Below are 25,921 nucleotides of genomic sequence, written 5' to 3' on the forward strand. Positions count from 1 at the left end.
GGACCGGGCACTCTGTCCGGTTCCGGCCGCTCAATCAGGGGACGTAACGGGCGGATCGCGCCTAGGGTTTGGGGTATGACTGCCGCGGATTCTCCTCTGGGCCACGAGTTCTACTGTTCCGAAATCCTCCGCCAGACAGACGAGTTGAGGTCCCACCTGACGGGTGCGGACCTCTCCGTCACCGTACCGACCTGCCCCGACTGGACGTTGCGCGAGCTCGCCGTCCATGTGAGCGGGGCGCACCGCTGGGTCGCCGAGATCGTACGGTCGAAGACCACCAGCGCCCCCGATCAGCTCTCGCTCGACTCCAAGGGCCCCGACAGCGAAGAACCGGCCGCCATGGACGCCTGGTTGGCGCAGGGCGCCGAGCTCTGCGCCGACGCGCTGCGCGCGGCCGGTCCCGACCAGGCGGCCTGGACGTGGGCGGGGGAGGCGACGACCGGGTTCTGGGCGCGTCGGATGACCCATGAGACGGTGGTCCACCGCGCGGACGCCGCGTTCACCGTCGGCGCCGAGTACCGGCTCGCGCCCGAGGTGGCCGTCGACACCATCGACGAGTGGCTGGAGATCATCACCTTCATCCAGGCCGCCAAGCTCGCCCCGCAGGCCGCCGAGCTGCGCGGCCCCGGCCGCAGCATCCATCTGCACGCCACCGACGTGCCGGACGCGGAGTGGCTGATCGAACTCGGCGAGGAGGGGGTGAGCTGGCGCCGGGGCCACGAGAAGGCGACGGTCGCGCTGCGCGGCCCGCTGACCGACGTCATGAACGTCTTCTACCGGCGGCTGCCCGCCGACAGCCCCAAGGTCGAGGTGCTCGGCGACGCCGGACTGCTCGACTTCTGGCTCCAGCGGGCGTCGTTCGGCTGAGCGGTCCGGCAGCGCCGTACTCCCGCTGCGGTACGGGAGGCGGCGGCCGTACGCCGTGAGTACCGCCGCCACCTCCACCTGGCGGCAGGCTCGGTTGTCGGAGGCGGCACTTACGGTGGAGGCATGGAATTGCGCAGACCTCGTCTTCGCCGACCTCGTGGACGGGCGGCGGCCGCCGCGGCCGCCGCTCTGGCCGTGCTGGCCGGGGCCGGTATCTGGACGGCCACCGGCGCCGGCGGCTCGCCGGCGGTGCACCGGGAGGACCGGGTCCTCCAGATGCCCGGCGCGAAGATCGACACGTCCTTCTTCACGGCGGGCGGCGCGGACAGGAAGCGCCCCGCCGTGCTGCTGGGACACGGCTTCGGCGGCAACAAGGACGACGTGCGCCCGCAGGCGCAGAAGCTCGCGCGCGAGGGCTTCGCCGTGCTGACCTGGTCGGCCCGGGGCTTCGGCGACTCCACGGGCGAGATCGGCCTCAACGACCCGGCGTTCGAGGTCAAGGACGTCTCGCGGCTGATCGACTGGCTCGCCGAGCGGCCCGAGGTGCAGCTGGACGCGCCGGGCGACCCGCGCGTGGGCGTCACGGGCGCCTCCTACGGCGGCGCGATCTCCCTGCTCGCGGCGGGCTACGACAAGCGCGTCGACGCCATCGCCCCCCAGATCACCTACTGGAACCTGGCGGACGCGCTGTTCCCGGACGGCGTCTTCAAGAAGCTGTGGGCCGGGATCTTCTTCTCCACCGGCGGCGGCTGCAAGACCTTCGAGAAGCAGCTCTGCGAGATGTACGAGAGGGTCGCGGTCAGCGGGAAGCCGGACACGCAGGCGCGCGATCTGCTCGCGGCCCGTTCGCCGTCCGCCGTCGGCGACCGCATCAAGGTGCCGACGCTGCTCGTGCAGGGCCAGACCGACTCGCTCTTCCCGCTCGGCCAGGCGGACGCGGCGGCCAAGAAGATCCGCGCCAACGGGGCGCCGGTCGCGGTCGACTGGATCGCGGGCGGCCACGACGGCGGCGACCGTGAGTCGGGCCGCGTCGACGCCCGTATCGCCTCCTGGTTCGACCGCTATCTCAAGGGCGACAAGGGCGCCGACACCGGCCCCGCCTTCCGGGTCACCAGGACCGGCGGCATCAGCTCCACCGACGGCGCGGCCCAGCTGCGCGGCGCGACCAGCGGCAGCTACCCGGGCCTTGCGAACGGCACGCGCGCGGTGGCGCTCAGCGGCCGCGAGCAGACCGTCGAGAACCCGGCGGGCGCGGCCCCGCCCGCGATCTCCGCCGTGCCCGGCGTCGGCGGCGGCCTCGCGGGCCTGTCCTCGCTGGGCGTCGGCGGCCTGAACATCGACTTCCCCGGCCAGTACGCGGCCTTCGACTCGCCGAAGCTGAAGCCCGGCATCCGCATCACCGGCTCGCCCACGGTCAAGCTGAAGGTCAAGTCCAGCGGCGACGACGCGGTGCTCTTCGGCAAGGTGTACGACGTGGGCCCGAACGGCAAGCAGCAGGTGCTGCCGTCCCAACTGGTCGCACCCGTCCGGGTGGACGGCGCCAAGGACGGAAAGACGGTCGAGCTGACCCTGCCCGCCGTCGACCACAACGTGGAGGCGGGCCACCGGCTGCGCCTGGTGGTCGCCGCGACCGACCTCGGCTACGCCTCGCCTACGGAGCCGGGTACGTACACCGTCTCGCTCGCCGACGGCACGCTGACCGTGCCGACCGCGCCCGGCGTGAAGACCGACCCGGCCGGGGTGCCGTGGTGGTCCTGGGGCCTGCCGCTCGGGGGCGCGGTGATCGCGGTCGGCCTGCTGGCCACCCGCCGCAAAACGGCCCCGGCCCCCGACCCGGAGCTGGCCGAAGTGCCGCTCCAGATCACCGACTTGACCAAGAGGTACAGCAAGTCCAGCGACCGTTACGCGGTCCGCGACCTTTCCTTCCGTGTCGAGAAGGGCCAGGTCCTGGGCCTGCTCGGGCCCAATGGCGCGGGCAAGACCACCACCCTGCGGATGCTGATGGGCCTCATCCGGCCCGACGGCGGCGAGATCCGGGTGTTCGGCCACGCGATCCGCCCGGGCGCGCCGGTCCTGTCCCGGGTCGGGGCGTTCGTGGAGGGCGCGGGCTTCCTGCCGCATCTGTCGGGCCGCGCCAACCTGGAGCTGTACTGGCAGGCCACCGGCCGTCCCGCCGAGGACTCCCACATGGACGAGGCCCTGGAGATCGCGGGCCTGGGCGACGCGCTCCAGCGGGCGGTGCGCACGTACTCGCAGGGCATGCGCCAGCGCCTGGCCATCGCGCAGGCGATGCTCGGCCTGCCGGACCTGCTGATACTCGACGAGCCGACCAACGGTCTGGACCCGCCGCAGATCCGCGAGATGCGGGACGTGATGATCCGTTACGCGCAGGGCGGCCGCACGGTCATCGTCTCCAGCCACCTCCTGTCGGAGGTGGAGCAGTCCTGCACGCATCTGGTGGTCATGGACCGGGGCCGCCTCGTCCAGGCGGGCCCGGTCGCCGAGATCACCGGCGAGAGCGACACGCTCCTGGTGACGGTGGACGGCCCGGTCGCGGAGGTGCTCGCCGACAAGGTGGCCGCGCTGCCCGGCATCGGCGCGGCGACGCGTACCGACGAGGGCATGCTGGTCCGGCTGGACGGCGCCACCCCGACCGCACTGATCACCGAACTGATCCGTCTGGACGTGCCGTTGACGGGCGTGGGCCCGCACCGCCGCCTGGAGGACGCGTTCCTGACCCTGATCGGAGGATCGGGATGACGACGCCGACGCACACGGGGACACCGTCCGGGGCGGACCTGCGGGCGACGGCGCCCGGCTACCGGCCCGGCCGCACCCTGCCGCTGCGGGTGGAGGCGGCGCGCCAGTTGAGGCGCCGCCGGACCATGGTGATGGGCGGCATCCTCGCCGCCCTGCCCTTCATCCTGGTCACCGCCTTCGCGATCGGCGGCACACCGTCCGGCCGCGACGGCCGGATCACCCTGATCGACACGGCCACCGCGTCCGGCGCGAACTTCGCGGCGACCGCCCTGTTCGTCTCGGCGGGCTTCCTGCTCGTGGTGCCCGTCGCCCTGTTCTGCGGCGACACGGTCGCCTCGGAGGCCAGCTGGTCCTCGCTGCGCTATCTGCTGGCCGCGCCCGTGCCGCGGGCCCGGCTGCTGTGGAGCAAGCTGGCGGTGGCGCTCGGCCTGAGCGCGGCGGCGATCGTGCTGCTGCCGCTGGTCGCGCTCGCGGTCGGCACGGCGGCGTACGGCTGGGGCCCGCTGGAGATCCCCACCGGCGGCTCCCTCGGCGCCGGGCAGGCGATACCGCGCCTGGCCATCGCGGTGGCGTTCGTCTTCGTCTCGCAACTGGTCACCGCCGGTCTCGCGTTCTGGCTGTCGACCAAGACGGATGCGCCGCTGGGCGCGGTGGGCGGCGCGGTCGGACTCACCATCGTGGGCAACGTCCTGGACGCGATCACCGCGCTCGGCAGCTGGCGCAAGGCCCTGCCCGCGCACTGGCAGTTCGCCTGGGCGGACGCGCTCCAGCCGCATCTGGAGTGGAGCGGCATGGCCCAGGGCGCGGGGGTCTCGGTGGGGTACGCGCTGGTGCTCATGGCCCTGGCGTTCCGGGGCTTCGAGAAGAAGGACATCGTGTCGTAGCGAGTTCGCCCTCTGCCAAATGGCATAGGGCGAACGACACATGACGACCCCTTATCACGTTTGGCCGGAAGTCGACTCGTCAAGGCTCGATGATAGAGTCCGATCTTGTTCGACTTTGGAAAGCGTGTGCGGGGGTGGTGTGAGAACCCGTGCGCCGGGGGGCCAGAGGAAGACTCTCCCCCGATAATGCGTGGGGGATTCTCTAGGTGTTCGGCGGATCGCAGTCTGCAGGCCATCCTTTGTCGACGGCGCAGGAGCGCGTCTGGTTCGCCCAGAAGCTGGCTCCGGACAGCCTTCTCTACAACCTCAACGGTTACGTGGAAATTCACGGGACGTTCGCCCCGGAATTGTTCGAGGGCGCGCTGCGCCAGGCGATCGACGAGGCCGAGGCGCTGCGGGCCGTCTTCACCGAAGTCGACGGCGTACCACGGCAGTCGGTGCGCGAGTGGCGCGACTGGCCGCTGCCGCACGTGGACCTGACAAGCGAGAGCGACCCGCGCGCGGCGGCCTTCGCGGCCATGCAGGAAGACCTCGACAAGCCCTTTGACCTGCAAAACGGCCCGCTGTTCGTGCAGATGCTGTTCCAGGTCGCCCCGGACCGCTTCTTCTGGTACATGAGGACGCATCACATCGTCTGTGATGCCTATGCGTTCAACCTCCTCGTGCAGCGCGTCGCCGACTGCTACACCGCACTCGTGGCGGAAGAAGAGATTCCCCTCACTTCGTTCTCCCCGCTCGCCGAGTTCGTCGCCGAGCACGAGAAGTACACCGGGAGCGAACGCAGTACGCGGGACCACGACTACTGGCTCGAACGGTTCGGCGACGACCCCGAGATCCTGAATCTCCCGGACCGCGCCACCGGTCTGTGGGCCGAGTCCAAGCGGTACGAGGCGTGGCTGGAGCCCGAGTACTTCGCCGAGATCAAGCGGCTCGCCCGCGAGGCCCGCTCGACCTGGCAGGTGACCCTCACGGCCGCCGCGGCGGCGTATCTGCGCCACTTCACGCGCGCGGCCGACGTCGTCCTCGGCTTCCCCGTCACCGGCCGTCTGACCTCGGTCACCCAGGCCACCCCCGGCATGGCCTCCAACGTCCTGCCGCTGCGCCTCGCCGTACGCTCCGAGATGTCCTTCATCGATCTGCACCGGCACGTCGGCCAGGAGATGCGCGGCCTGCTGCGCCACCAGCGCTACCGGGGCGAGGACCTGCGCAAGGACCTCGGGCTCGGCGGCCACTCGCGCCGTATGTTCGGCCCCTCCATCAACTTCCTTCCGCTCGACGAGGGGCTGCGGTTCGGCCCCTGCACGGCGGCCGCCCACGGCATGCCCAGCGGCCCCGTCGACGACCTGGTGATCGTCTTCGAGGGCGGCTCGGGCGAGGACGGCATCGGGGTGCGGATCGCGGGCAACACCGCCGCGTACGGCGCCGAGGACATCGACGGCCACGGCCGCCGCTTCGTCGCCTATCTGCGCGCCCTGACCGCCGACCCCGCGCGGGCGATCGGCTCGGTCGACGTGATGGACGCGGACGAGCGCCACCGCGTCCTGACCGAGTGGAACCCCACGGCCACCGCTCTCGACGCGGGCACCATCCCCGCCTGGTTCGAGGCCCAGGCCCGCCGCACCCCCGACGCGGTCGCGGTGGTGTACGAGGGCACGACCCTCACGTACGCGGAGCTGAACGCCTGGGCCAACCGGCTCGCCCACCGGCTCATCGCCCAGGGCGCCGGGCCCGAGCAGCTGGTCGGCCTGGTCCTGCCGCGCTCCGCCGAGCTGGTCGTGGCGGTCCTCGCCGTGCTCAAGTCCGGCGCGGGATATCTGCCCGTCGACCCAGACGCCCCGGCCGCGCGCCGCGCCGCCGTGATGGAGGAGGCCGGTCCCGTCCTCGTCCTCGACGGCGTCCCGGACGTCGCCGCCGCCAGGAACGAGGGCCGCTCCGAGAACCCCACGGACGCCGACCGCACGACGCCGCTGCGGGCCGACCACCCCGCGTATGTGATCTTCACATCCGGCTCCACGGGCCGCCCGAAGGGTGTGGTGATCCCGCACTCCAACGTCACCCGGCTCTTCTCCGCCACCGCCGACCAGTTCGGCTTCGGCGAGCAGGACGTCTGGACGCTGTTCCACTCGTACGCCTTCGACTTCTCGGTCTGGGAGCTGTGGGGCGCGCTGCTGTACGGCGGCCGCCTGGTCGTCGTGCCGCACACCGTCTCGCGCTCGCCCGAGGCGTTCCGCGCCCTGCTCGCCGAGCAGCGCGTCACCGTCCTCAACCAGACCCCGTCGGCGTTCTACCAGCTGATCCAGGCCGACCAGCGCCAGCCCGACAGCGAACTCGCCCTGCGCTACGTCGTGTTCGGCGGCGAGGCGCTGGCCCCGGGCCGGCTCGGCGAGTGGTACGACCGGCACCCCGACGACCGGCCGACGCTGGTCAACATGTACGGCATCACCGAGACGACCGTGCACGTCACCCAGCAGGCGTTCACCCGCGAGAGCGCGGCGAGCGACAACGGCAGCACCGTCGGCCCCGCCCTCGCCGACCTGCGCGCCTACGTCCTGGACGCGGCCCTGCGCCCGGTGCCGCCCGGCGCGACCGGCGAGCTGTATGTGGCCGGTGACGGTCTGGCCCGCGGCTATCTCAACCGGCCGGGCCTGACCGCCGACCGCTTCGTGGCCAACCCGTACGGCCCCAGCGGCAGCCGGATGTACCGCACCGGCGACCTCGCCCGCTGGACCGCCGACGGCCTGCTCGCCTACGAGGGCCGCGCCGACCAGCAGGTGAAGATCCGCGGCTTCCGTATCGAGCTCGGCGAGATCGAGTCCGTGCTCGCGCGCCACCCGAAGGTCGCCCAGGTCGCGGTCGTCGTCCGCGAGGACCGGCCCGGCGACAAGCGCCTCGTCGCCTACGCCGTGCTGCGCGACGGCGCGATGGACCCGGCGGAGCTGCGCGCGTACGCGGGCGAGTCGCTGCCCTCGTACATGGTGCCCGCCGCCGTGGTGTCCCTCGACGTGCTCCCGCTCACCCCCAACGGCAAGCTGGACCAACGCGCCCTGCCCGCGCCGACGTTCGAGGGCGACGACTCCGGGCGCGCGCCGCGCAACGCCCAGGAGGAGATCCTCTGCCGCCTCTTCGCCGAGGTCCTCGGCGTCGAGCGGGTCGGCATCGACGACAGCTTCTTCGACCTCGGCGGCCACTCGCTGCTCGCCACCCGTCTCGCCGTACGCGTACGCGCCGAGCTCGGCACCGAGATCCAGCTGGGCACGCTCTTCGAGTCGCCGACGGTCGCGGGGCTGGCGTCCCAGCTCTCGCAGGCCGCGTCCGTACGCCCCGCCCTGGTGCCGATGCGGCGGCCCGACGCCGTGCCGCTCTCCTTCGCACAGCAGCGGCTGTGGTTCCTCGACCAGGTCGAGGGCGGCGGCTCGACGTACAACATGCCGCTGGCCCTGCGGCTCACCGGTGAACTCGACCGTGGCGCCCTGGAGTCGGCGCTCGCCGATGTGGTCGAGCGCCATGAGTCGCTGCGTACGGTCTTCCCGGACGTGGACGGCGAGGCCCGCCAGGTCGTCCTCGGTGCCTGCGAGGTGCCGCTGCCGGTCGTCGACGCCGACGAAGAGGCGCTGCCCGCGCTGCTCGACGCGGCGGCGGCCACGGTCTTCGACCTGGCCCGCGAGATCCCCGTGCGCGCGACCCTGTTCTCGCTGGGCGAGCGCGAGCACGTACTCGCTCTCGTTCTGCACCACATAGCCGGTGACGAATGGTCCATGGCGCCGCTGGCCCAGGACCTGGCCGCCGCGTACACCGCCCGCATCGACGGCTGTACGCCCGAGTGGCGTCCGCTGCCCGTGCAGTACGCGGACTACGCGCTGTGGCAGCGCGACCTTCTCGGCGACGAGAACGACCCGGCGAGCCTCGCGCATGAGCAACTGGCCTATTGGAAGGGCGCGTTGGCGGCGCTGCCGCAAGAGCTCGACCTGCCCGCCGACCGGCCCCGCCCCGCCGTCGCCAGCCACCAGGGCGTGGCCCTGCCCGTCCACCTCGACGCCGAGCTCCACCAGGCGCTGCTCGCCCTCGCGGGAGAGCGCCGCGCCACCCTCTACATGGTGCTCCAGGCCGGTCTCGCCGCCCTGCTCACCCGGCTCGGCGCGGGCGACGACATCCCCGTCGGCAGCCCCATCGCCGGACGCACCGACGAAGCCCTCGACGATCTGGTCGGCTTCTTCGTCAACACCCTCGTACTGCGCACCGACACCTCCGGCAACCCCGGCTTCGCCGAGCTCGTCGACCGGGTGCGCGCCGCCGACCTGGCCGCCTACGCCCACCAGGACCTGCCGTTCGAGCGCCTGGTCGAGGTGCTGAACCCGGTGCGCTCCGCCAACCGGCAGCCCCTGGTGCAGATCCTGCTCGCCCTCCAGAACACCCCGGGCTCCACGATGGAGCTGCCCGGCCTGGAGCTCGACCGGTACGGGGTCCACCCCGGCGGCTCCAAGTTCGACCTGTCGCTCAGCCTCACCGAGACGCGCGGCGCCGACGGCTCCCCGGCCGGGCTCGAAGGCTTCGTCGAGTACAGCACCGACCTGTTCGACCGGGACACCGTCGAGCTGATGACGGCCCGGCTGACGCGCCTGCTCCTGGCGGCGGCCGCGAAACCCGAACTGCCCATCGGCGACCTGGAGTTGCTGACGGACGCCGAGCGCATCCAGCTGACCGACGGGTGGAACGACACCCGCAAGGACATCCCGGCCCTCACCATCCCCGAGCTGTTCGAGGCCCGGGCAGCCGCCGCCCCGGGCACGCCCGCCGTCGTCTTCGGCGACACCACCCTCTCGTACGAGGAGCTGAACAGCCGCGCCAACCGGCTGGCCCGACTGCTCATCGGGCGTGGCATCGGCGCCGAGGACACGGTGGCGCTGATGCTGCCGCGCTCCGCCGAACTGCCCGTCGCGGTGCTCGCCGTACTGAAGGCCGGCGCCGCCTATCTCCCGGTCGATCCCGCCTACCCGGCCGAGCGCATCGCGTATCTGCTCACCGACGGGCGACCCACCCTCACCCTGGTCGACCGGGGCGCGACGGCCGGGCTGCCGGACGGCACCGCGTACCTGGAACTGGACCAGGAAGCAGCGGCCGACCTCCCGTCCCACGACGTCACCGACGCCGAACGCCGCAGCCCGCTGCACCCCGCCCACGCGGCCTACATCATCTACACCTCGGGCTCCAGCGGCCGCCCCAAGGGAGTGGTGTGCACCCACACCGGTGTCGCCGGACTCCTCGACGCCGACGGGCTCCTGGAAGTCGGCCCCGGTGACCGGGTGCTCCAGTTCGCCTCGCTGAGCTTCGACGCGGCCTTCTGGGAGTTCGCCATGGCGCTGCTCTCCGGCGCCACTCTCGTCCTCGCCTCGCCCGACCAACTCCGGCCCGGCGCACCGCTGGTGGAGCTCGCCGCGAAGCACCAGGTCAGCCATCTGCTGCTGCCGCCGTCCGTGCTCGACGTCCTGGCGCCGACGGACCTGCCCACGGTGAGCACGCTGCTCGTCGGCGGCGAGGCCTCGTCCGGAGAGCTGGTGGCCCGCTGGTCGCCCGGCCGCCGGATGATCAACGCGTACGGCCCCACCGAGATCACCGTCTGCGTCACCATGAGCGGCGCGCTCTGTGGCGACCAGCGGCCGCCGATCGGCACGCCGGTCACCAATATGAGCGCGTACGTCCTGGACGAGCGGCTGCGGCCCGTTCCGGTGGGTGTCGCGGGAGAGCTCTATCTCGCGGGCGACGGTGTGGCGCGCGGCTATCTGGGCCGCGCGGGTCTCACGGCCGAGCGTTTCGTGGCGTGCCCGTTCGGGGCGCCGGGCGAGCGGATGTACCGCTCCGGCGACCTGGCCAGGCGCCGGGCCGACGGCACGCTGGAATATCTGGGCCGCGCCGACGAACAGGTCAAGATCCGTGGCCACCGGGTGGAGCTCGGCGAGATCGAGTCCGTGCTGGGCGCGCAGGCTGGTGTTGCCCAGACCGCCGTGGTGACCCGCGCGGACCGCCCCGGCCAGCTGGTGGCGTACGTCGTGCCGACGGACTCCGCGCGAGGTGTGGACACGGCCGAGCTGCGGGCGCAGGTGGCCCGGGTGCTGCCGGAGTACATGGTTCCGGCGGCGATCGTGGCCCTCGGCGCGCTGCCGCTCACCCCGAACGGCAAGCTGGACCGCAAGGGCCTGCCCGCGCCGGACTTCGACATGGTGGTGTCGGGTCGTGCGCCGCGCACCCCGCGTGAAGAGGTGCTGTGCGGCCTGTTCGTCGAGGTCCTCGGCGTCGACCGGGTCGGTATCGACGACAGCTTCTTCGAGCTGGGCGGGCATTCCCTTTTGGCCACCCGTCTGGTGAGCCGCATCCGTTCGGTCCTCGGTGTGGAGCTGGCGCTGTCGGCGCTGTTCGAGACGCCGACGGTCGCCGGTCTGGCCGGGATCACGGCTGAGGCGGACTCCGCACGCCCCGCGCTGGAGTCGCGCGAGCGCCCGGAGTCGGTGCCGCTCTCCTTCGCCCAGCGGCGGCTGTGGTTCCTCAACCGCCTGGAGAGCGTGGACGCGCTCTACAACATGCCGCTGGTGCTGCGTCTGACCGGCACCGTGGACGGCGACGCCCTGCGGGCCGCGCTCGGTGATGTGGTCGGCCGCCATGAGTCGCTGCGTACGGTCTTCCCGGACGTGGACGGCGAGGCCCGCCAGGTCGTCCTCGGCACGTGCGAGATACCGCTGCCGATCACGACGACCGACGAGCAGGGACTCCCCGCGCTCCTCGACGCGGCCGCCAAGCAGCCGTTCGACCTCTCCCGCGACCTGCCGGTCCGCGCCGCGCTCTTCTCGCTCGGCGAGAACGAGCACGTACTCCTGATGGTGCTGCACCACATCGCGGGCGACGGCTGGTCGATGGCACCGCTGGCGCGCGACCTGGGCACGGCGTACAAGGCCCGTCTTGAGGGCCGGGCCCCGCAGTGGGAGCCGCTGCCCGTCCAGTACGCGGACTACGCGCTGTGGCAGCGCGACCTGCTCGGCGACGAGAGCGAGCAGGGCAGCCTCGCCCACCGCCAACTCGACTTCTGGCAGCAGGCGTTGGCCGAGCTCCCGGAAGAGCTGACGCTCCCGACCGACCGCCCCCGCCCGGCCGTGGCCAGCCACGCCGGTGGCCGCGTGTCGGTGGACTGGGACGCCGAACTGCACCGTGGGCTGACCGAGTTCGCGCGGGAGTCGTCGTCCTCGGTGTTCATGGTTGTGCAGGCTGCTTTGGCCGCGCTCCTCAACCGTCTCGGCGCGGGCGAGGACATCGCGATCGGCAGCCCGATCGCGGGTCGTACGGATGAAGCTCTCGACGATCTGATCGGGTTCTTCACGAACACGCTGGTGTTGCGTACGGATGTGTCGGGTCAGCCCACCTTCCGTGAGCTGGTCTCCCGCGTACGGACGGCGGATCTTGCGGCGTACGCGCACCAGGACGTGCCGTTCGAGCGGCTGGTGGAGCTGGTCAACCCGGCTCGTTCGCGGGCCCGGCACCCGCTGTTCCAGGTGCTGCTCGCCTTCCAGAACACGCCCGAGGTCCATCTCGAACTGCCGGGGCTCACCATCGGGGTCGAGCCGGTCGACACGGGCGTCGCCAAGTTCGACCTGTCGTTCAACGTGCGGGAACAGCACGGCAATCAGGGTCCGGCCGGGATCGGCGGCACCCTTGAATTCAACGGGGACCTCTTCGACCGCGACACCGCTTCGGGGATCGCCGCGCGGCTGGAACACATGCTGCGGGCGCTGCTGTCGGACCCGGACCGGCCGGTCAGCCGGGTCGACATCCTGGGTGCGGACGAGCGGCAGCGTGTCCTGACGGCGTGGAACGCCACAGAGAGTGCGGTGGCCCACACCACGTTGCCCGAGCTCTTCGAGGGGCAGGCCGCCCGGACCCCGGACGCGCCCGCTGCCCGGCAGGGTGAGGACACCCTCACGTACGCCGAGCTGAACGCGCTGGCCAACGGTGTGGCGCGGGAGCTGACCGCGCAGGGCGTCGGCCCCGAGGACCTGGTGGCGGTGGCCATGCGGCCTTCGCCGCGCCTGCTCGCCGCGCTGCTCGGCGTGCTCAAGTCCGGGGCCGCGTACCTCCCGGTCGACCACGACTACCCGGCCGACCGCATCGCGTACATGCTGCGCGACGCCGCGCCCGTGCGGCTCCTGACGACGCGGGACGCGGTCGAGGGACGGGAGGAGTTCGACGGCGTCGCGCGTGTCTTCGCGGACAGTGTGGAACCCGTCGCCGAGAACCCGACCGACGCGGACCGTATCCGTCCGCTGCGGCCGCACCACCCGGCGTACGTCATCTACACCTCGGGTTCCACCGGCACGCCCAAGGGCGTCGTGGTGGAACAGCGCAACCTCGTCGACTACCTGGAGTGGGCCGGCCGCAGCTACCCGAGCGCGGGCGGGTCCGCCCTGCTGCACTCGTCGGTGTCCTTCGACATGACGGTCACCGCGCTGCTCACGCCGCTGACGGTGGGCGGCTGCGTCGTCGTGGGCCGCCTCGACGAGGGCGAACTCCCGGCCACCGCGCCGACCCTGCTCAAGGCGACCCCCAGCCATCTGCCGATCCTCCAGGCCCTGCCCGGGCACGCCTCGCCCACGGCCGACCTGCTGCTCGCGGGCGAGCCGCTGACCGCCGAGGCGCTGCGCGACTGGCGCGCCGCGCACCCGGACGTGACCGTACGCAATGTCTACGGCCCGACCGAGACCACGGTCAGCGCCACCGAACACCGCGTCGAGCCGGGCACGACCCCGGCCGAAGGCCCGCTGCCGGTCGGCCGCCCGCTCGCCAACACCCGTCTGTACGTGCTCGGTTCGGGCCTCCAGCCGGTTCCGGCCGGGGTGCCCGGCGAGCTGTACGTGGCGGGCAACGGTGTGGCGCGCGGCTACCTCCGCCGCCCGGGCCTGACGGCCGAGCGCTTCGTGCCGTGCCCGTTCGGCGCGCCGGGTGAGCGGATGTACCGCACGGGTGACCTGGTGCGGTGGAACGCGGATGGCGAGCTGGAGTATCTGGGGCGTGCGGACGACCAGGTGAAGGTGCGGGGCTTCCGTATCGAGCCGGGCGAGATCGCGGCGGTCCTGGGCCGTCATCCGTCGGTGACGCAGGCTGCCGTCGTCGTACGAGAGGACCGGCCGGGGGACAAGCGCCTGGTGGCGTACGTCGTGCCGACGGACTCCGTACGTGGCGTGGACGCGGCCGAGCTGCGGGCGCATGTCGCGGGTGCGCTGCCCGAGTACATGGTTCCGTCGGCCGTGGTCGCCCTCGACGCGCTGCCGCTCACCCCGAACGGCAAGCTGGACCGCAAGGCGCTGCCCGCGCCGGACTTCGACGCCGTGGTGTCGGGTCGTGCGCCGCGCACCCCGCGTGAAGAGGTCCTGTGCGGTCTGTTCGCCGAGGTCCTCGGCGTCGACCGGGTCGGCATCGACGACAGCTTCTTCGACCTCGGTGGTCACTCGCTGCTGGCCACGCGCCTGGTGAGCCGCATCCGTTCGGTGCTCGGCATCGAGCTGGCGCTGTCGGCGCTGTTCGAGACGCCGACCGTGGCGGGTCTGGCCGCGATCTCGGCCGAGGCCGAAGCGGCGCGTCCGGCGCTGGTCCCGATGGACCGGCCCGACGCCGTCCCGCTCTCCTTCGCCCAGCGGCGGCTGTGGTTCCTCAACCGCCTGGAGAGCGTGGACGCGCTCTACAACATGCCGATGGTGCTCCGGCTCACGGGTGAACTCGACCGCTCCGCCCTGGAGTTGGCGCTGGCCGACGTCGTCGACCGCCATGAGTCGCTGCGTACGGTCTTCCCGGACGTGGACGGCGAGGCCCGCCAGGTCGTCCTCGGCTCCTGTGAGGTATCGCTGCCGGTCACGGAAACCGACGAGCGGGCGCTCCCTGACCTCCTCGACGCGGCCGTGAAGACGGGCTTCGACCTGTCGAGCGACATCCCCCTGAAGGCGTTCCTGTTCGCGCTCGGCGACACCGAACACGTACTCCTCGTATCGCTGCACCACATCGCGGGCGACGGCTGGTCGATGGCGCCGCTGGCACGCGACCTGGGGACGGCGTACGCGGCCCGGTGTGACGGCCGTACTCCCGACTGGCAGCCGCTGCCGGTCCAGTACGCGGACTATGCGCTCTGGCAGCGTGAACTCCTCGGCGACGAGAGCGAGTCGGACAGCCTCGCGCACGGCCAACTCGCCTTCTGGCAGGACGCGTTGGCGGCTCTGCCCGAAGAGCTCGACCTGCCGACCGACCGCACCCGCCCCGCCGTCGCCAGCCACAAGGGTGGCATGGTTCCGTTCACGTGGGACGCGGAACTGCACGGCAAACTGGCGGAGTTCGCCCGCGAGTCGTCGTCCTCCGTCTTCATGGTCGTCCAGGCCGCGCTCGCCGCGCTCCTGAACCGGCTCGGCGCGGGCGAGGACATCCCGATCGGCACCCCGATCGCGGGGCGTACGGACGAAGCACTCGATGACCTCGTCGGGTTCTTCACCAACACGCTGGTGCTGCGTACGGATGTGTCCGGGCAGCCCACCTTCCGTGAGCTGGTCTCGCGGGTACGCAAGGCGGACCTCGCGGCCTACGCGCACCAGGACGTTCCCTTCGAGCGGCTGGTCGAGCTGGTCAACCCGGCCCGTTCGCGTGCCCGGCACCCGCTCTTCCAGGTCATGCTGGTCTTCCAGAACACGCCCGAGGTCCACCTCGAACTGCCCGGACTCACCATCGGGGCCGAGCCGGTCGGCACGGACGTCGCCAAGTTCGACCTGGTCTTCAGCCTGCGCGAGCAGGCCGACGCGACCGGTATGGACGGCGTCCTCGAATTCAGCGGCGACCTCTTCGACGAGGACACCGCCAACGGTCTCGCGCAGCGACTGCACAGCCTGCTGCACGCGGTGGTCGGCGACCCGGACCGCCCGGTCAGCCGCGTCGACGTCCTCGACGCGGACGAGCGGCGGCGCGTCCTCACCGACTGGAACACCAACGGCGAGCCGATAGCCCCGGCGACGCTGCCCGCGCTGTTCGAGGCGCAGGTCGCCCGGACGCCCGAGGCCACGGCCGTGCTGCACGACGGCGAGGCGCTCAGCTACGCCGAGCTGAACGCGCGTGCCAACCGGCTCGCCCGCCGTCTGGTCGAGCGTGGGGTACGGCCGGACACCGTGGTGGCGCTGGCGCTGCCCCGGTCGGCCGAGCTGGTGCTCGCCGCCCTGGCCGTGGTCAAGGCGGGTGCGGCCTACCTCAACATCGACCCGGACTACCCGGCCGAGCGCGCCGCCTACATGTGCGCGGACGCCGCGCCCCTGGGCCTGCTCACCGTCGGCGACGCGGGCAGCCGTGTCCCGGACGACGTACCGCGTTGGCGCCTGGACGACGAGGAGTGCACGACAGGGTCGGATACGAATCTGACCGACGCCGACCGCGTCTCCCCGCTCCGCACCGGCCACCCCGCGTACGTCGTCTACACCTCCGGCTCGACCGGCAAGCCGAAGGGCGTCCTGGTCACCCATCGGGGCCTCGCCAGCCTCGCCGTCTCGCACCAGGACGCGCTGGGTGTGGACACAGAGTCGAAGGTGCTCCAGTTCGCCTCGCTCAGCTTCGACGCCTCGGCCGGTGAGCTGGTCATGACCCTGCTTGCCGGTGCCACTCTGGTGATGCCGCGCCCGGAGCAGGTCATCGGCGACGCGGTCGTACGGCTCATGGCGGAGACCGGCGTCACGCACGCCATGCTGCCGCCCGCCTTCGTCGCGACCCTCGACCCCGAGACCGTGCCCACCCTGCGCGGGCTGATCACCGGCGGCGAGGCGTGCCCGCCCGAGGTGACCGCGCGCTGGTCGGCCGGCCGGACCATGCTCAACGCGTACGGCCCGACCGAGTCGACCGTCTGCGCCACCCTCAGCGCCCCGCTGACCGGTGCCATCTCCGCGCCGATCGGCCGCCCCATCCCCAACACCCGTGCGTACGTGCTGGGTTCGGGCCTGGAGCCGGTTCCGGCCGGGGTCATGGGAGAGCTCTACCTCGCGGGCGACGGCGTGGCGCTCGGCTATCTCAACCGGCCGGACCTGACCGCCGACCGCTTCGTGGCGTGCCCGTTCGGGGCGCCGGGTGAGCGGATGTACCGCACGGGTGACCTGGTGCGGTGGAACGCGGACGGTGAGCTGGAGTATCTGGGGCGTGCGGACGACCAGGTGAAGGTGCGGGGCTTCCGCATCGAGCCGGGCGAGATCGCCGCCGTACTCGACCGGCACGCCTCGGTCGCCCAGGCCGCCGTCGTCGTACGCGAGGACCGGCCGGGGGACAAGCGCCTGGTGGCGTACGTCGTGCCGACGGATTCCGTACGAGGTGTCGACGCGGCCGAGCTGCGGGCGCATGTCGCGGGCGCGCTGCCCGAGTACATGGTCCCGGCCGCCGTCGTCGCGATGGCCGCCATCCCGCTGTCGCCGACCGGCAAGGTGCACCGCGAGGCGCTGCCCGCGCCGGACTTCGACACGGTGGTGTCGGGTCGTGCGCCGCGCACTCCGCGCGAAGAGGTGCTGTGCGGTCTGTTCGCCGAGGTCCTGGGACTGACCCGGGTCGGTATCGACGACAGCTTCTTCGAGCTGGGCGGCCACTCGCTGCTCGCGACGCGGCTGGTCAGCCGCATCCGTTCGGTGCTCGGCGTGGAACTCCCGCTGGCGACCCTCTTCGAGACCCCGACCGTGCTCGGCCTCGCCGTGGCCTGCGACGACGCGGAGTCGGCCCGCCCGGCGGTGGAGCCGAAGGACCGGCCCGACCCGCTGCCGCTCTCCTTCGCCCAGCACCGCCTGTGGATGCTCAGCCAGCTCCACGACGCGGACGCGCTCTACAACATGCCCGTCGTGCTGCGCCTGACCGGCACCGTGGACGGCGACGCCCTCCAGGCGGCGCTGGCCGATGTGGTCGCCCGGCACGAGTCGCTGCGTACCGTGTTCGTCGAGTCCGACGGGCGCGCCGAGCAGCGCATCCTGGCCCCGGCCGAGGCGGCCTTCTCGCTGTCCTTCGTACGGGCCGACGAGCAGGCGCTGCCCGGCCTCCTGAAGACGGCCGCGAGCGCGGGCTTCGACCTGTCGCGCGAGATACCCGTACGGGCCTCGCTGTTCACCGTCGACGAGAGCGACCACGTCCTCGCCATCTCGCTGCACCACATCGCGGGCGACGGCTGGTCGATGGCGCCGCTGGCCCGCGACCTGGGCACGGCGTACGCGGCCCGTCTTGAGGGTCGGGCCCCGCAGTGGGAGCCGCTGCCCGTCCAGTACGCGGACTACGCGCTCTGGCAGCGTGAACTCCTCGGCGACGAGAGCGAGTCGGACAGCCTCGCGCACGGTCAACTCGCCTTCTGGCAGGACGCGTTGGCGGGTCTGCCCGACGAGCTGGAGCTGCCCACCGACCGGCCGCGCCCGGCGGAGTCGAGCCATGTCGGTGGGCGGGTGTCGGTGGACTGGGACGCCGAACTGCACGGACGCATCACCGAGTTCGCCCGTGAGTCGTCCACGTCCGTGTTCATGGTGGTGCAGGCCGCTCTGGCCGCGCTGCTCAACCGTCTCGGTGCCGGTGACGACATTCCGATCGGCAGCCCGATCGCCGGACGCACCGATGAAGCCCTCGACGATCTGATCGGGTTCTTCACGAACACGCTCGTGTTGCGTACGGACGTGTCGGGTCAGCCGACCTTCCGTGAGCTGGTCTCGCGGGTGCGGACGGCGGATCTTGCGGCGTACGCGCACCAGGACGTGCCGTTCGAGCGGCTGGTCGAGCTGGTGAACCCCGCTCGATCCCGCGCTCGGCACCCGCTCTTCCAGGTGCTGCTCGCCTTCCAGAACACGCCCGAGGTCTCCCTCGAACTGCCCGGGCTCACCATCGCGGGTGAGCCGGTCGACATCGGCGTCGCCAAGTTCGATCTGTCGCTGAGCCTTCAGGAGGGCGCGGACGGCGTCCGGGGCATGCTCGAATACAGCACCGACCTGTTCGACCACGCGAGCGCGGAGCTCATCGCGGCCCGGCTCGGGCGGCTGCTGCACGCGGCCGTCACCGACCCGGACCGGCCGCTCGCCCTGGTCGACATCCTCGGGGCCGACGAGCGCCACCAGGTGCTCAGCGAGTGGAACGCCACCGAAGTGGCCGTCGCGGGGCTCGACTCGACGGTGCACGCCACCTTCGAGGAGCTGGCCCGCCGCAGCCCCGACGCGGTCGCCGTCACCTCCGGCTCGCTGCATCTGACCTACGGCGAGCTCGACCGCCGGGCCAACGGGCTCGCGCACCACCTGGTCGGCCTCGGGGTGCGCCCCGAGGACCGCGTGGCCGTTCTGCTGGAACGTTCCGCCGATCTGGTGGTCGCCCTGCTCGGCATCCTCAAGGCGGGCGCCGCCTACGCCCCGCTGCACGAGAGCTACCCGGACGAGCGCATGCGGGAGGTGCTGCACGGCTCCGGCGCCCGGGTGCTCGTCACGGACCACGCCTGGCGTGAGCGCGGCCTGCCCGACGCCGACCATGTGGTCCTCGCCGACGAGGCCGAGCCCGCCGACACGGCCCCGGACGTGCCGCCGATGCGGCCCGACGCGCTCGCGTACGTCATGCACACCTCCGGTTCGACCGGTAAGCCCAAGGGCATCGCGATCAGCCATCGCGCGCTGCTCGAACTCGCCCTGGACCCGTCCTGGGCGGAGGGGGACCGCCATCAGCAGGTGCTGATGCACGCCCCGTACGCCTTCGACATCTCCAACTACGAGCTGTGGGTGCCGCTGCTCGCGGGCGGCCGCGTCGTGCTCGCGCCGCCCGGCGAGCTGGACATCGCCGAGCTCAAGCGGCTGATCGTCGACGAGTCCATCACCGGCGTGCACTTCACGGCCGGACTCTTCCGGGTCGTCGCCGACGACCTGGGCGACGCCCTCGGCGGCGTCAAGGAGATCCTGACCGGCGGTGACGTGGTGTCGGTGGCGGCCGTCGAGAGCGTGCTGCGCGCCGCGCCGCACGTCGTCGTACGGCATCTGTACGGGCCCACCGAGATCACCCTGTGCGCCACCAACCACCTGGTGGGCGCGGCGGACGAGCTGGGCGACCGGCTGCCGATCGGGCGGCCGATGGCCAACACCCGCACCTACGTACTGGACGCGGCGCTCGCGCCGGTGCCGGTCGGCGCGGTGGGCGAGCTGTACATCGCGGGCGCGGGCCTTGCCCGGGGCTACCTCGACCGGGCCGCGCTCACCGGCGAGCGGTTCGTCGCCGATCCGTACGGGCCCGCGGGCTCGCGGATGTACCGCACCGGCGACCTGGCGCGCTGGCGGCACGACGGCGCCCTGGAGTTCATCGGCCGCGCCGACGACCAGGTCAAGGTGCGCGGCTTCCGTATCGAGCCCGGCGAGGTCGAGGCGACGCTCACCCGGCACGCCACGGTCGCGCAGAGCGCGGTCGTCGTCCGCGAGGACCGGCCGGGCGACAAGCGGCTCGTCGCCTATGTCGTACCGGCGGATTCCGTACGGGGAGTGGACGCGGCCGAGCTGCGCGCGCACGCGGCCGAGGTGCTGCCCGAGTACATGGTCCCGGCGGCGGTCGTGGCGCTCGACGAGCTGCCGCTGACCCCCAACGGCAAGCTCGACCGGGCCAAGCTGCCCGCCCCGGTCTTCAAGTCCGAGGCCGGGAACGGCGGCGCCCCGCGCACCGAGCAGGAAGAGGTGCTGTGCCGCCTGGTGGCCGAGGTCCTGGGCCTTGAGGCGGTCGGCGTCCAGGACAACTTCTTCGAGCTCGGCGGCGACAGCATCGGCTCGATCCAGCTGGCCAGCCGGGCCCGCGCGGCCGGTCTCGAACTCGCCCCGAAGGACGTCTTCCGCACCCGGACGCTCGCCGAACTCGCGGCCGTGGCCGGGGAGGTCACCGCGCCCGAGTCGGCCCCGGCCGACGACGGCGTCGGCGAGGTCCCGCTCACGCCGGTCGTGCACGATCTGCGGGCGCGCGGCGGCGACCTGGACGGGCTGCTCCAGTCGGTCCTGCTCCAGGTCCCGGCCGCACTCACCGAGACGGGACTCGCGGCGACCCTTCAGGCCGCCGTCGACCACCACGACGTACTGCGCCTCGAAGTCGTCGACAGTGCCTGGCGGTTGAGGGTGCGGCCCGTCGGGGAGGTGTCCGCCGCCGACTGTCTGCGCCGGGTCGACCTGACCGGCATGGACGAGGCGTCGGCCCGCGCCCTGATGGCCAAGGAGGCCGTCGCGGCGGGCGAGCGCCTTGCCCCGGCCGACGGTGTGATCTTCCAGGCGGTCTGGTTCGACGCGGGCGCCGGGACGTCCGGGCGGCTGCTGCTCACCGTGCACCACCTGGCGGTGGACGGTGTGTCGTGGCGGGTGCTGCTGCACGACCTGAGCACCGCGTGGAGCGCGGTCGCCGCAGGCGCCGAACCGCGTCTTGAGCGGGTCGGCACCTCGTTCCGGCGCTGGGCGAACCTGCTCGCCGAGGAGGCCGCGAAGCCGTCCCGTACGGCCGAACTGGCCTTCTGGACCGGTCTGCACGACCGGCCCGAGCAGCCGCTCGGCAGCCGCGAGCTCGACCCGGAGCGGGACACCACCGCGACCGCGCACTCGCTCACGGTCTCGCTGCCCGCGAGCGTCACCGAGGCGGTCCTCACCCGGGTGCCCGCCGCCTACAACGCGGGCGTCAACGACGTCCTGCTGACCGCGCTCGCCCTGGCGTCGCTGTCGGGCCGCAACCGGCCGCAGGGCGAGCCGGTGCTCGTCGAGGTCGAGGGCCACGGCCGCCACGAGGAGCTGGTGGACGGGGTCGACCTGTCCCGCACCCTCGGCTGGTTCACCAGCGTCCACCCGGTCCGGATCGAACCGGGCGCGGTGGACTGGGACGACCTGTGGCAGGCGGGCCCGGCCGTCGGGGACGTGCTCAAGCGGGCCAAGGAGCAGCTGCGGGCGGTGCCGGACCAGGGTCTGGGCCACGGTCTGCTGCGCTATCTCAACCCGGAGACGGCACCGGCGATGGCCGCCCTGCCGCTGCCGCAGATCGGCTTCAACTACCTGGGCAGGTTCGACGGTTCGGGCCGCTCCGCCGACTGGGGCCTCGCCCCCGAGGCGGTCCGGGACGGCGGCGCGGACACCCTGCCGGTGACCGCGATGCCACTGCGCAACCCGCTCACGGTCAACGCGATGACCCGGCCCACGGACGGCGGCGCCGAGCTGCGCGCCGTATGGACGTGGCCGGACGGCGTGCTGACCGAGGCCGAGGTGTCCGCCGTCGCGGACGCCTGGGTACGGGCCCTGACCGCGATGGCCCGGCATGCCGAACGGGCCGACGCGGGCGGCGCGACCGCGTCCGACTTCGAACTGGTCCAGCTCGACCAGGACGAGATCGACGCGTTCGAGGACGAATTCGGCGACGAGTTCGGTGATTTCGGCGATGACTTGATGTTCGAGGACGGGGATCAGTAATGACGCGCGCCAAGGCACGCATCGAAGACGTGCTGCCGCTGACGGCCCTGCAGGAGGGATTCCTGTTCCACTCGCTCTACGACGAGCAGGGCGCCGACGTCTACCACCTCCAGTTCGTGTTCGACCTGCGCGGCGCCCTGGACGCGGGCGCCCTGCGCCGGGCGGCCGACGGGCTGCTGCGCCGGCACGGCAATCTGCGCGGCGCCTTCCGCCAGCGCAAGAACGGCGAGTCCGTGCAGGTGGTCCCGGACCGGGTGCCGGTGCCGTGGCAGGAGATCGACCTGTCGGCGCTCGCCCCGGCCGAGCGCGAGGCACGGCTCGCCGAGGTGCTGGCGGACGACCGCGACACCCGCTTCGACCTGCGCAAGCCGCCGCTGATCCGCTGCCGTCTGGTCAAGCTCGGTGCGGACGAGCACCGCTTCGTCCTGACGAGCCATCACATCCTGCTCGACGGCTGGTCGGTGCCGCTGATGCTGCACGAGCTGTTCACCATGTACGCGCACGACGGCGCCGACCACACGCTGCCGCCGGTCCAGCCCTACCGCGACTATCTGCGCTGGCTCTCGCAGCGCGACCGCGCGGACGCCGAGTCGGCCTGGCGCGGCCACCTCGCGGGCCTGGAGGAGCCGACGCTGCTCGGCCCGGTCGGCGCGGGCCGCGAGACGGTGGTGCCCGAGGAGACCGAAGCCGAGCTGGATGCGGAACTCACCGCGAGACTGGCCGAGTTGGCCCGTGCGCGCGGCCTCACCCTGAACACCGTGGTGCAGGGCGCCTGGGCGCAGGTGCTCGGGGCGCTCACCGGCCGCGACGACGTCGTCTTCGGCGCCACCGTCTCGGGCCGCCCGCCCGAGCTCGCGGGCGTCGAGTCGATGATCGGCCTGTTCGCCAACACGGTCCCGGTGCGCGTGCGGGTGGACCCCGCAGAGTCCGCGATCGCGCTGATGACCCGCCTCCAGGACGAGCGCTCGGCGCTTGCCGCGTACGAGTACATGGGCCTCGGTGAGATCCAGCAGCTCGGCGGGACGGGCGGTGAACTCTTCGACACGCTGTACGTGTTCGAGAACTACCCGGCCCCGTCCGGCGACGGCAAGCCCGCCTACCAGGGCCTGGAGATCGCGGGCACGGAAGGCAGCGGCGCCGCCCACTACCCGCTCACCCTCACCGTGCTGCCGGGCACCACGCTCCGGCTGCGCCTGACCTACCGGCCCGACCTGTTCACCGGCGAGATCGCGCTCGGCTGGGCGGACCGGCTGCGTACCGTCCTGCGGTCCCTGGTGGAGGCGCCGGACCGTCCGGCCGCGCACACGGACGTACTCGATGCGGCCGAGCGGCACCGGATCCTTGAGGAGTGGAACGACACCGCAGCCGAGCCCTCGGCGCGGTGCTGGCCCGCCCTCTTCGAGGAACAGGCGCGGCGCACCCCGCAGGCCGCGGCCCTCTGGGACGACGGGTCCGTGATCACGTACGCGGAGCTGAACGCCGAGGCCAACCGGCTGGCGCGGTTCCTGGTGGCCCGGGGCGCCGGTCCCGAGACCGTGGTCGCGCTCGCCCTGCCGCGCTCGCCGCGCCTGGTCGTCGCCATGCTGGCCGTACTGAAGACGGGCGCGGCCTATCTGCCGGTCGACCTCGGCCACCCGAAGGACCGCGTCGAGGCGATCCTGGCCGGAGCGCGTCCGGCGGCCGTACTGACCACGCTCGACGGTGCCGCCCGCCTGCCCGAGGGCCCGGCTGTTCACTGTCTCGATGAACTCAACGTAGAAATACGGGAGTTGGGCGCGGAGAATCTGAGCGACGAGGAGCTGGTCGGCCCTCTGCGGCCCGAGCACCCCGCGTACGTGATCTACACCTCCGGCTCCACCGGCGCGCCCAAGGGTGTCGTCGTCGAGCACCGCAGTCTGCTCAACTTCCTCACCGCGATGGGCGAGAGGTTCCCGCTCACCGCCGCCGACCGGATGCTCGCGGTGACCACCGTCGCCTTCGACATCCACGCCCTGGAACTGCATCTGCCGCTGCTCGCCGGGGCGAGCGTGGTGGTCGCCGAGCGCGACACCATCCTCGACCCGGCCGCGCTCGCCGATCTGATCGCCGCCAGCGGTGCCACGATCATGCAGGCCACGCCCACGCTGTGGCACTCGCTGCTCACCGAGCGGGCGTCGGCCGCCGAGGGGCTGCGGATGCTGGTCGGCGGCGAGGCGCTGCCGGCCGCGCTCGCCGAGCGGATGGCGCGGGCGGGTGTCGAGGCCACCAACCTGTACGGCCCGACCGAGACGACCGTGTGGTCGACCGCCGTGACCCTGGACGCCGGGGCCGAGGGCGGCCCCACCATCGGGCGCCCCATCCGCAACACCCGCGCCTATGTGCTCGACGGTGCGTTGCGTCCGGTGCTCCCCGGCGTGCCCGGTGAGCTGTATCTCGCCGGTGAGGGGCTGGCCCGGGGCTATCTGGACCAGCCGGGCCTCACGGCGGGCCGCTTCGTGGCGGACCCGCACGGTCCGGCCGGGACGCGGATGTACCGCACCGGCGACCTGGTGCGCCGGCGCGCGGACGGTGAGCTGGAGTATCTGAGCCGCACTGACCACCAGGTCAAGGTCCGGGGCCACCGCATCGAACTCGGCGAGATCGAGACCGCGTTGAGCGAGCACGAGGCGGTCGCCCAGGTGGCGGTCGTGGTCCGCGAGGACCGGCCCGGCGACAAGCGGATCGTCGCCTACGTGGTGCCCGGTCCGGGTGGCGCCTTCGACTCCGAGGCGCTGCGGACGCATACGCGCGGCCGCCTGCCCGAGTACATGGTGCCCGCCGTCGTCATGGAGCTGCCCGCGCTGCCGCTCACGCCGAACGGGAAGCTGGACCGCAAGGCCCTGCCCGCCCCGGACGCCACGGCCGGGCGCACCACCGGCGGCCGGACCCCGCGCACCGCGCGCGAGGAAGCGCTGTGCACCCTGTTCGCGGAGGTGCTGGGCCTGGACTCGGTCGGCATCGACGACGACTTCTTCGAGCTGGGCGGCCACTCGCTGCTCGCCACGCGCCTGGTCAACCGGGTCCGCGCCGACCTTGGCACCGCCACCTCGATCCGCAGTGTCTTCGAGGCGCCCACCGTCGCGGGTCTGGCCCGGCGACTGCACCAGGACGGCGGGGACGACGACCCGTTCGAGACCATGCTGCGGCTGCGCGCCGGGCGCGGTGGCACCCCGTACTTCCTGATCCACCCGGTCGTCGGGATCGGCTGGTGCTACACCGGCTTCATCACCCGCCTCGGGCCCGACGCCGGGGTGTACGCCCTCCAGGCGCGCGGCCTGAACCCCGACGACGCCTGCGCCGCCGATCTGCCCGCGATGGCCGCGGACTACGCCGCCCGCATCCGCGCGGTGCAGCCCGAGGGCCCGTACCGTCTGATCGGCTGGTCGTTCGGCGGTCTGGTGGCGCACGAGATCGCCGCGCGGCTGCAGAGCGAGGGCGCCGAGGTCGAACTGCTCGCGCTGCTCGACTCCTACCCGGCGGAAGGCCCCGAGGGCGCGCCGGAGGGCGACCTCCGGCAGGAGATCCTGGCCGTGCTCGCCGACGCGCTGGGCCCGGCGGCCCGCGACGGCCGCGCCGGCCCGCTGACGACCGCCGAGGTCGCCGCCCTGCTGCGCGAGCACGACAGCCCGCTGGCGGACCTGGGCGAGCAGGGCATCGAGGCGCTGCACCGGGTCGCGGCCAACAACCGGAAGATCGCCGGGGAGTTCGTGCCCGGGGTCTTCCGTGGTGACGTGCTGGCGTTCCGCTCCGCCCAGGGCGACGGCCCGTACGCCGTCAAGGCCTGGGACGCCCATGTGACGGGCGAGATCCATGAGTTCGACGTGGACTGCACGCACCTGGGCATGACCACGCCCGCCGCCCTCGACGTCATCACCCGCGTGATCGACGACCGTACGACCGCCCGCTGACACACCCACCCACAACAAGGAGAAACAC

Annotated in this window: 5 protein-coding genes; all 5 read left to right on the forward strand. The window is 72.6% G+C overall.

What is annotated here, in order from left to right:
- The first annotated feature begins 75 nt into the window (after positions 1-75).
- The 5 genes from ACT1U9_RS20475 (at position 76) to ACT1U9_RS20495 (ending at position 25,893) form a co-directional block, all read left to right on the forward strand.
- Positions 76-867 carry a maleylpyruvate isomerase family mycothiol-dependent enzyme gene (locus tag ACT1U9_RS20475; RefSeq protein WP_444534139.1) on the forward strand — a complete coding sequence of 264 codons (792 nt, stop codon included), beginning with the start codon at positions 76-78 and terminating at the stop codon, positions 865-867.
- 123 nt (positions 868-990) lie between these two features.
- On the forward strand, positions 991-3,627 hold the full coding sequence (locus tag ACT1U9_RS20480; RefSeq protein ID WP_444534140.1) for an alpha/beta fold hydrolase: 2,637 nt from the start codon (positions 991-993) through the stop codon (positions 3,625-3,627).
- Complete coding sequence (locus ACT1U9_RS20485; RefSeq protein ID WP_444534141.1) at positions 3,624-4,511, forward strand: ABC transporter permease; 888 nt, start codon at positions 3,624-3,626, stop codon at positions 4,509-4,511. The genes ACT1U9_RS20480 and ACT1U9_RS20485 overlap by 4 nt, the downstream gene beginning before the upstream one ends.
- A gap of 239 nt (positions 4,512-4,750) precedes the next feature.
- Complete coding sequence (locus ACT1U9_RS20490) at positions 4,751-21,967, forward strand: non-ribosomal peptide synthase/polyketide synthase (RefSeq protein WP_444534142.1); 17,217 nt, start codon at positions 4,751-4,753, stop codon at positions 21,965-21,967.
- On the forward strand, positions 21,967-25,893 hold the full coding sequence (locus tag ACT1U9_RS20495) for an amino acid adenylation domain-containing protein (RefSeq protein ID WP_444534143.1): 3,927 nt from the start codon (positions 21,967-21,969) through the stop codon (positions 25,891-25,893). The genes ACT1U9_RS20490 and ACT1U9_RS20495 overlap by 1 nt, the downstream gene beginning before the upstream one ends.
- Positions 25,894-25,921 lie beyond the last annotated feature (28 nt).

The organism is Streptomyces sp. BR1 (genome assembly GCF_052373795.1).
Taxonomy (GTDB): Bacteria; Actinomycetota; Actinomycetes; order Streptomycetales; family Streptomycetaceae; genus Streptomyces.

Excerpts from the sequence above, each read along its gene's own strand:
- ACT1U9_RS20485 (WP_444534141.1), top strand. The coding sequence starts at position 3,624 with ATGACGACGCCGACGCACACGGGGACACCGTCCGGGGCGGACCTGCGG.
- ACT1U9_RS20495 (WP_444534143.1), top strand. The coding sequence starts at position 21,967 with ATGACGCGCGCCAAGGCACGCATCGAAGACGTGCTGCCGCTGACGGCC.
- ACT1U9_RS20480 (WP_444534140.1), top strand. The coding sequence starts at position 991 with ATGGAATTGCGCAGACCTCGTCTTCGCCGACCTCGTGGACGGGCGGCG.
- ACT1U9_RS20475 (WP_444534139.1), top strand. The coding sequence starts at position 76 with ATGACTGCCGCGGATTCTCCTCTGGGCCACGAGTTCTACTGTTCCGAA.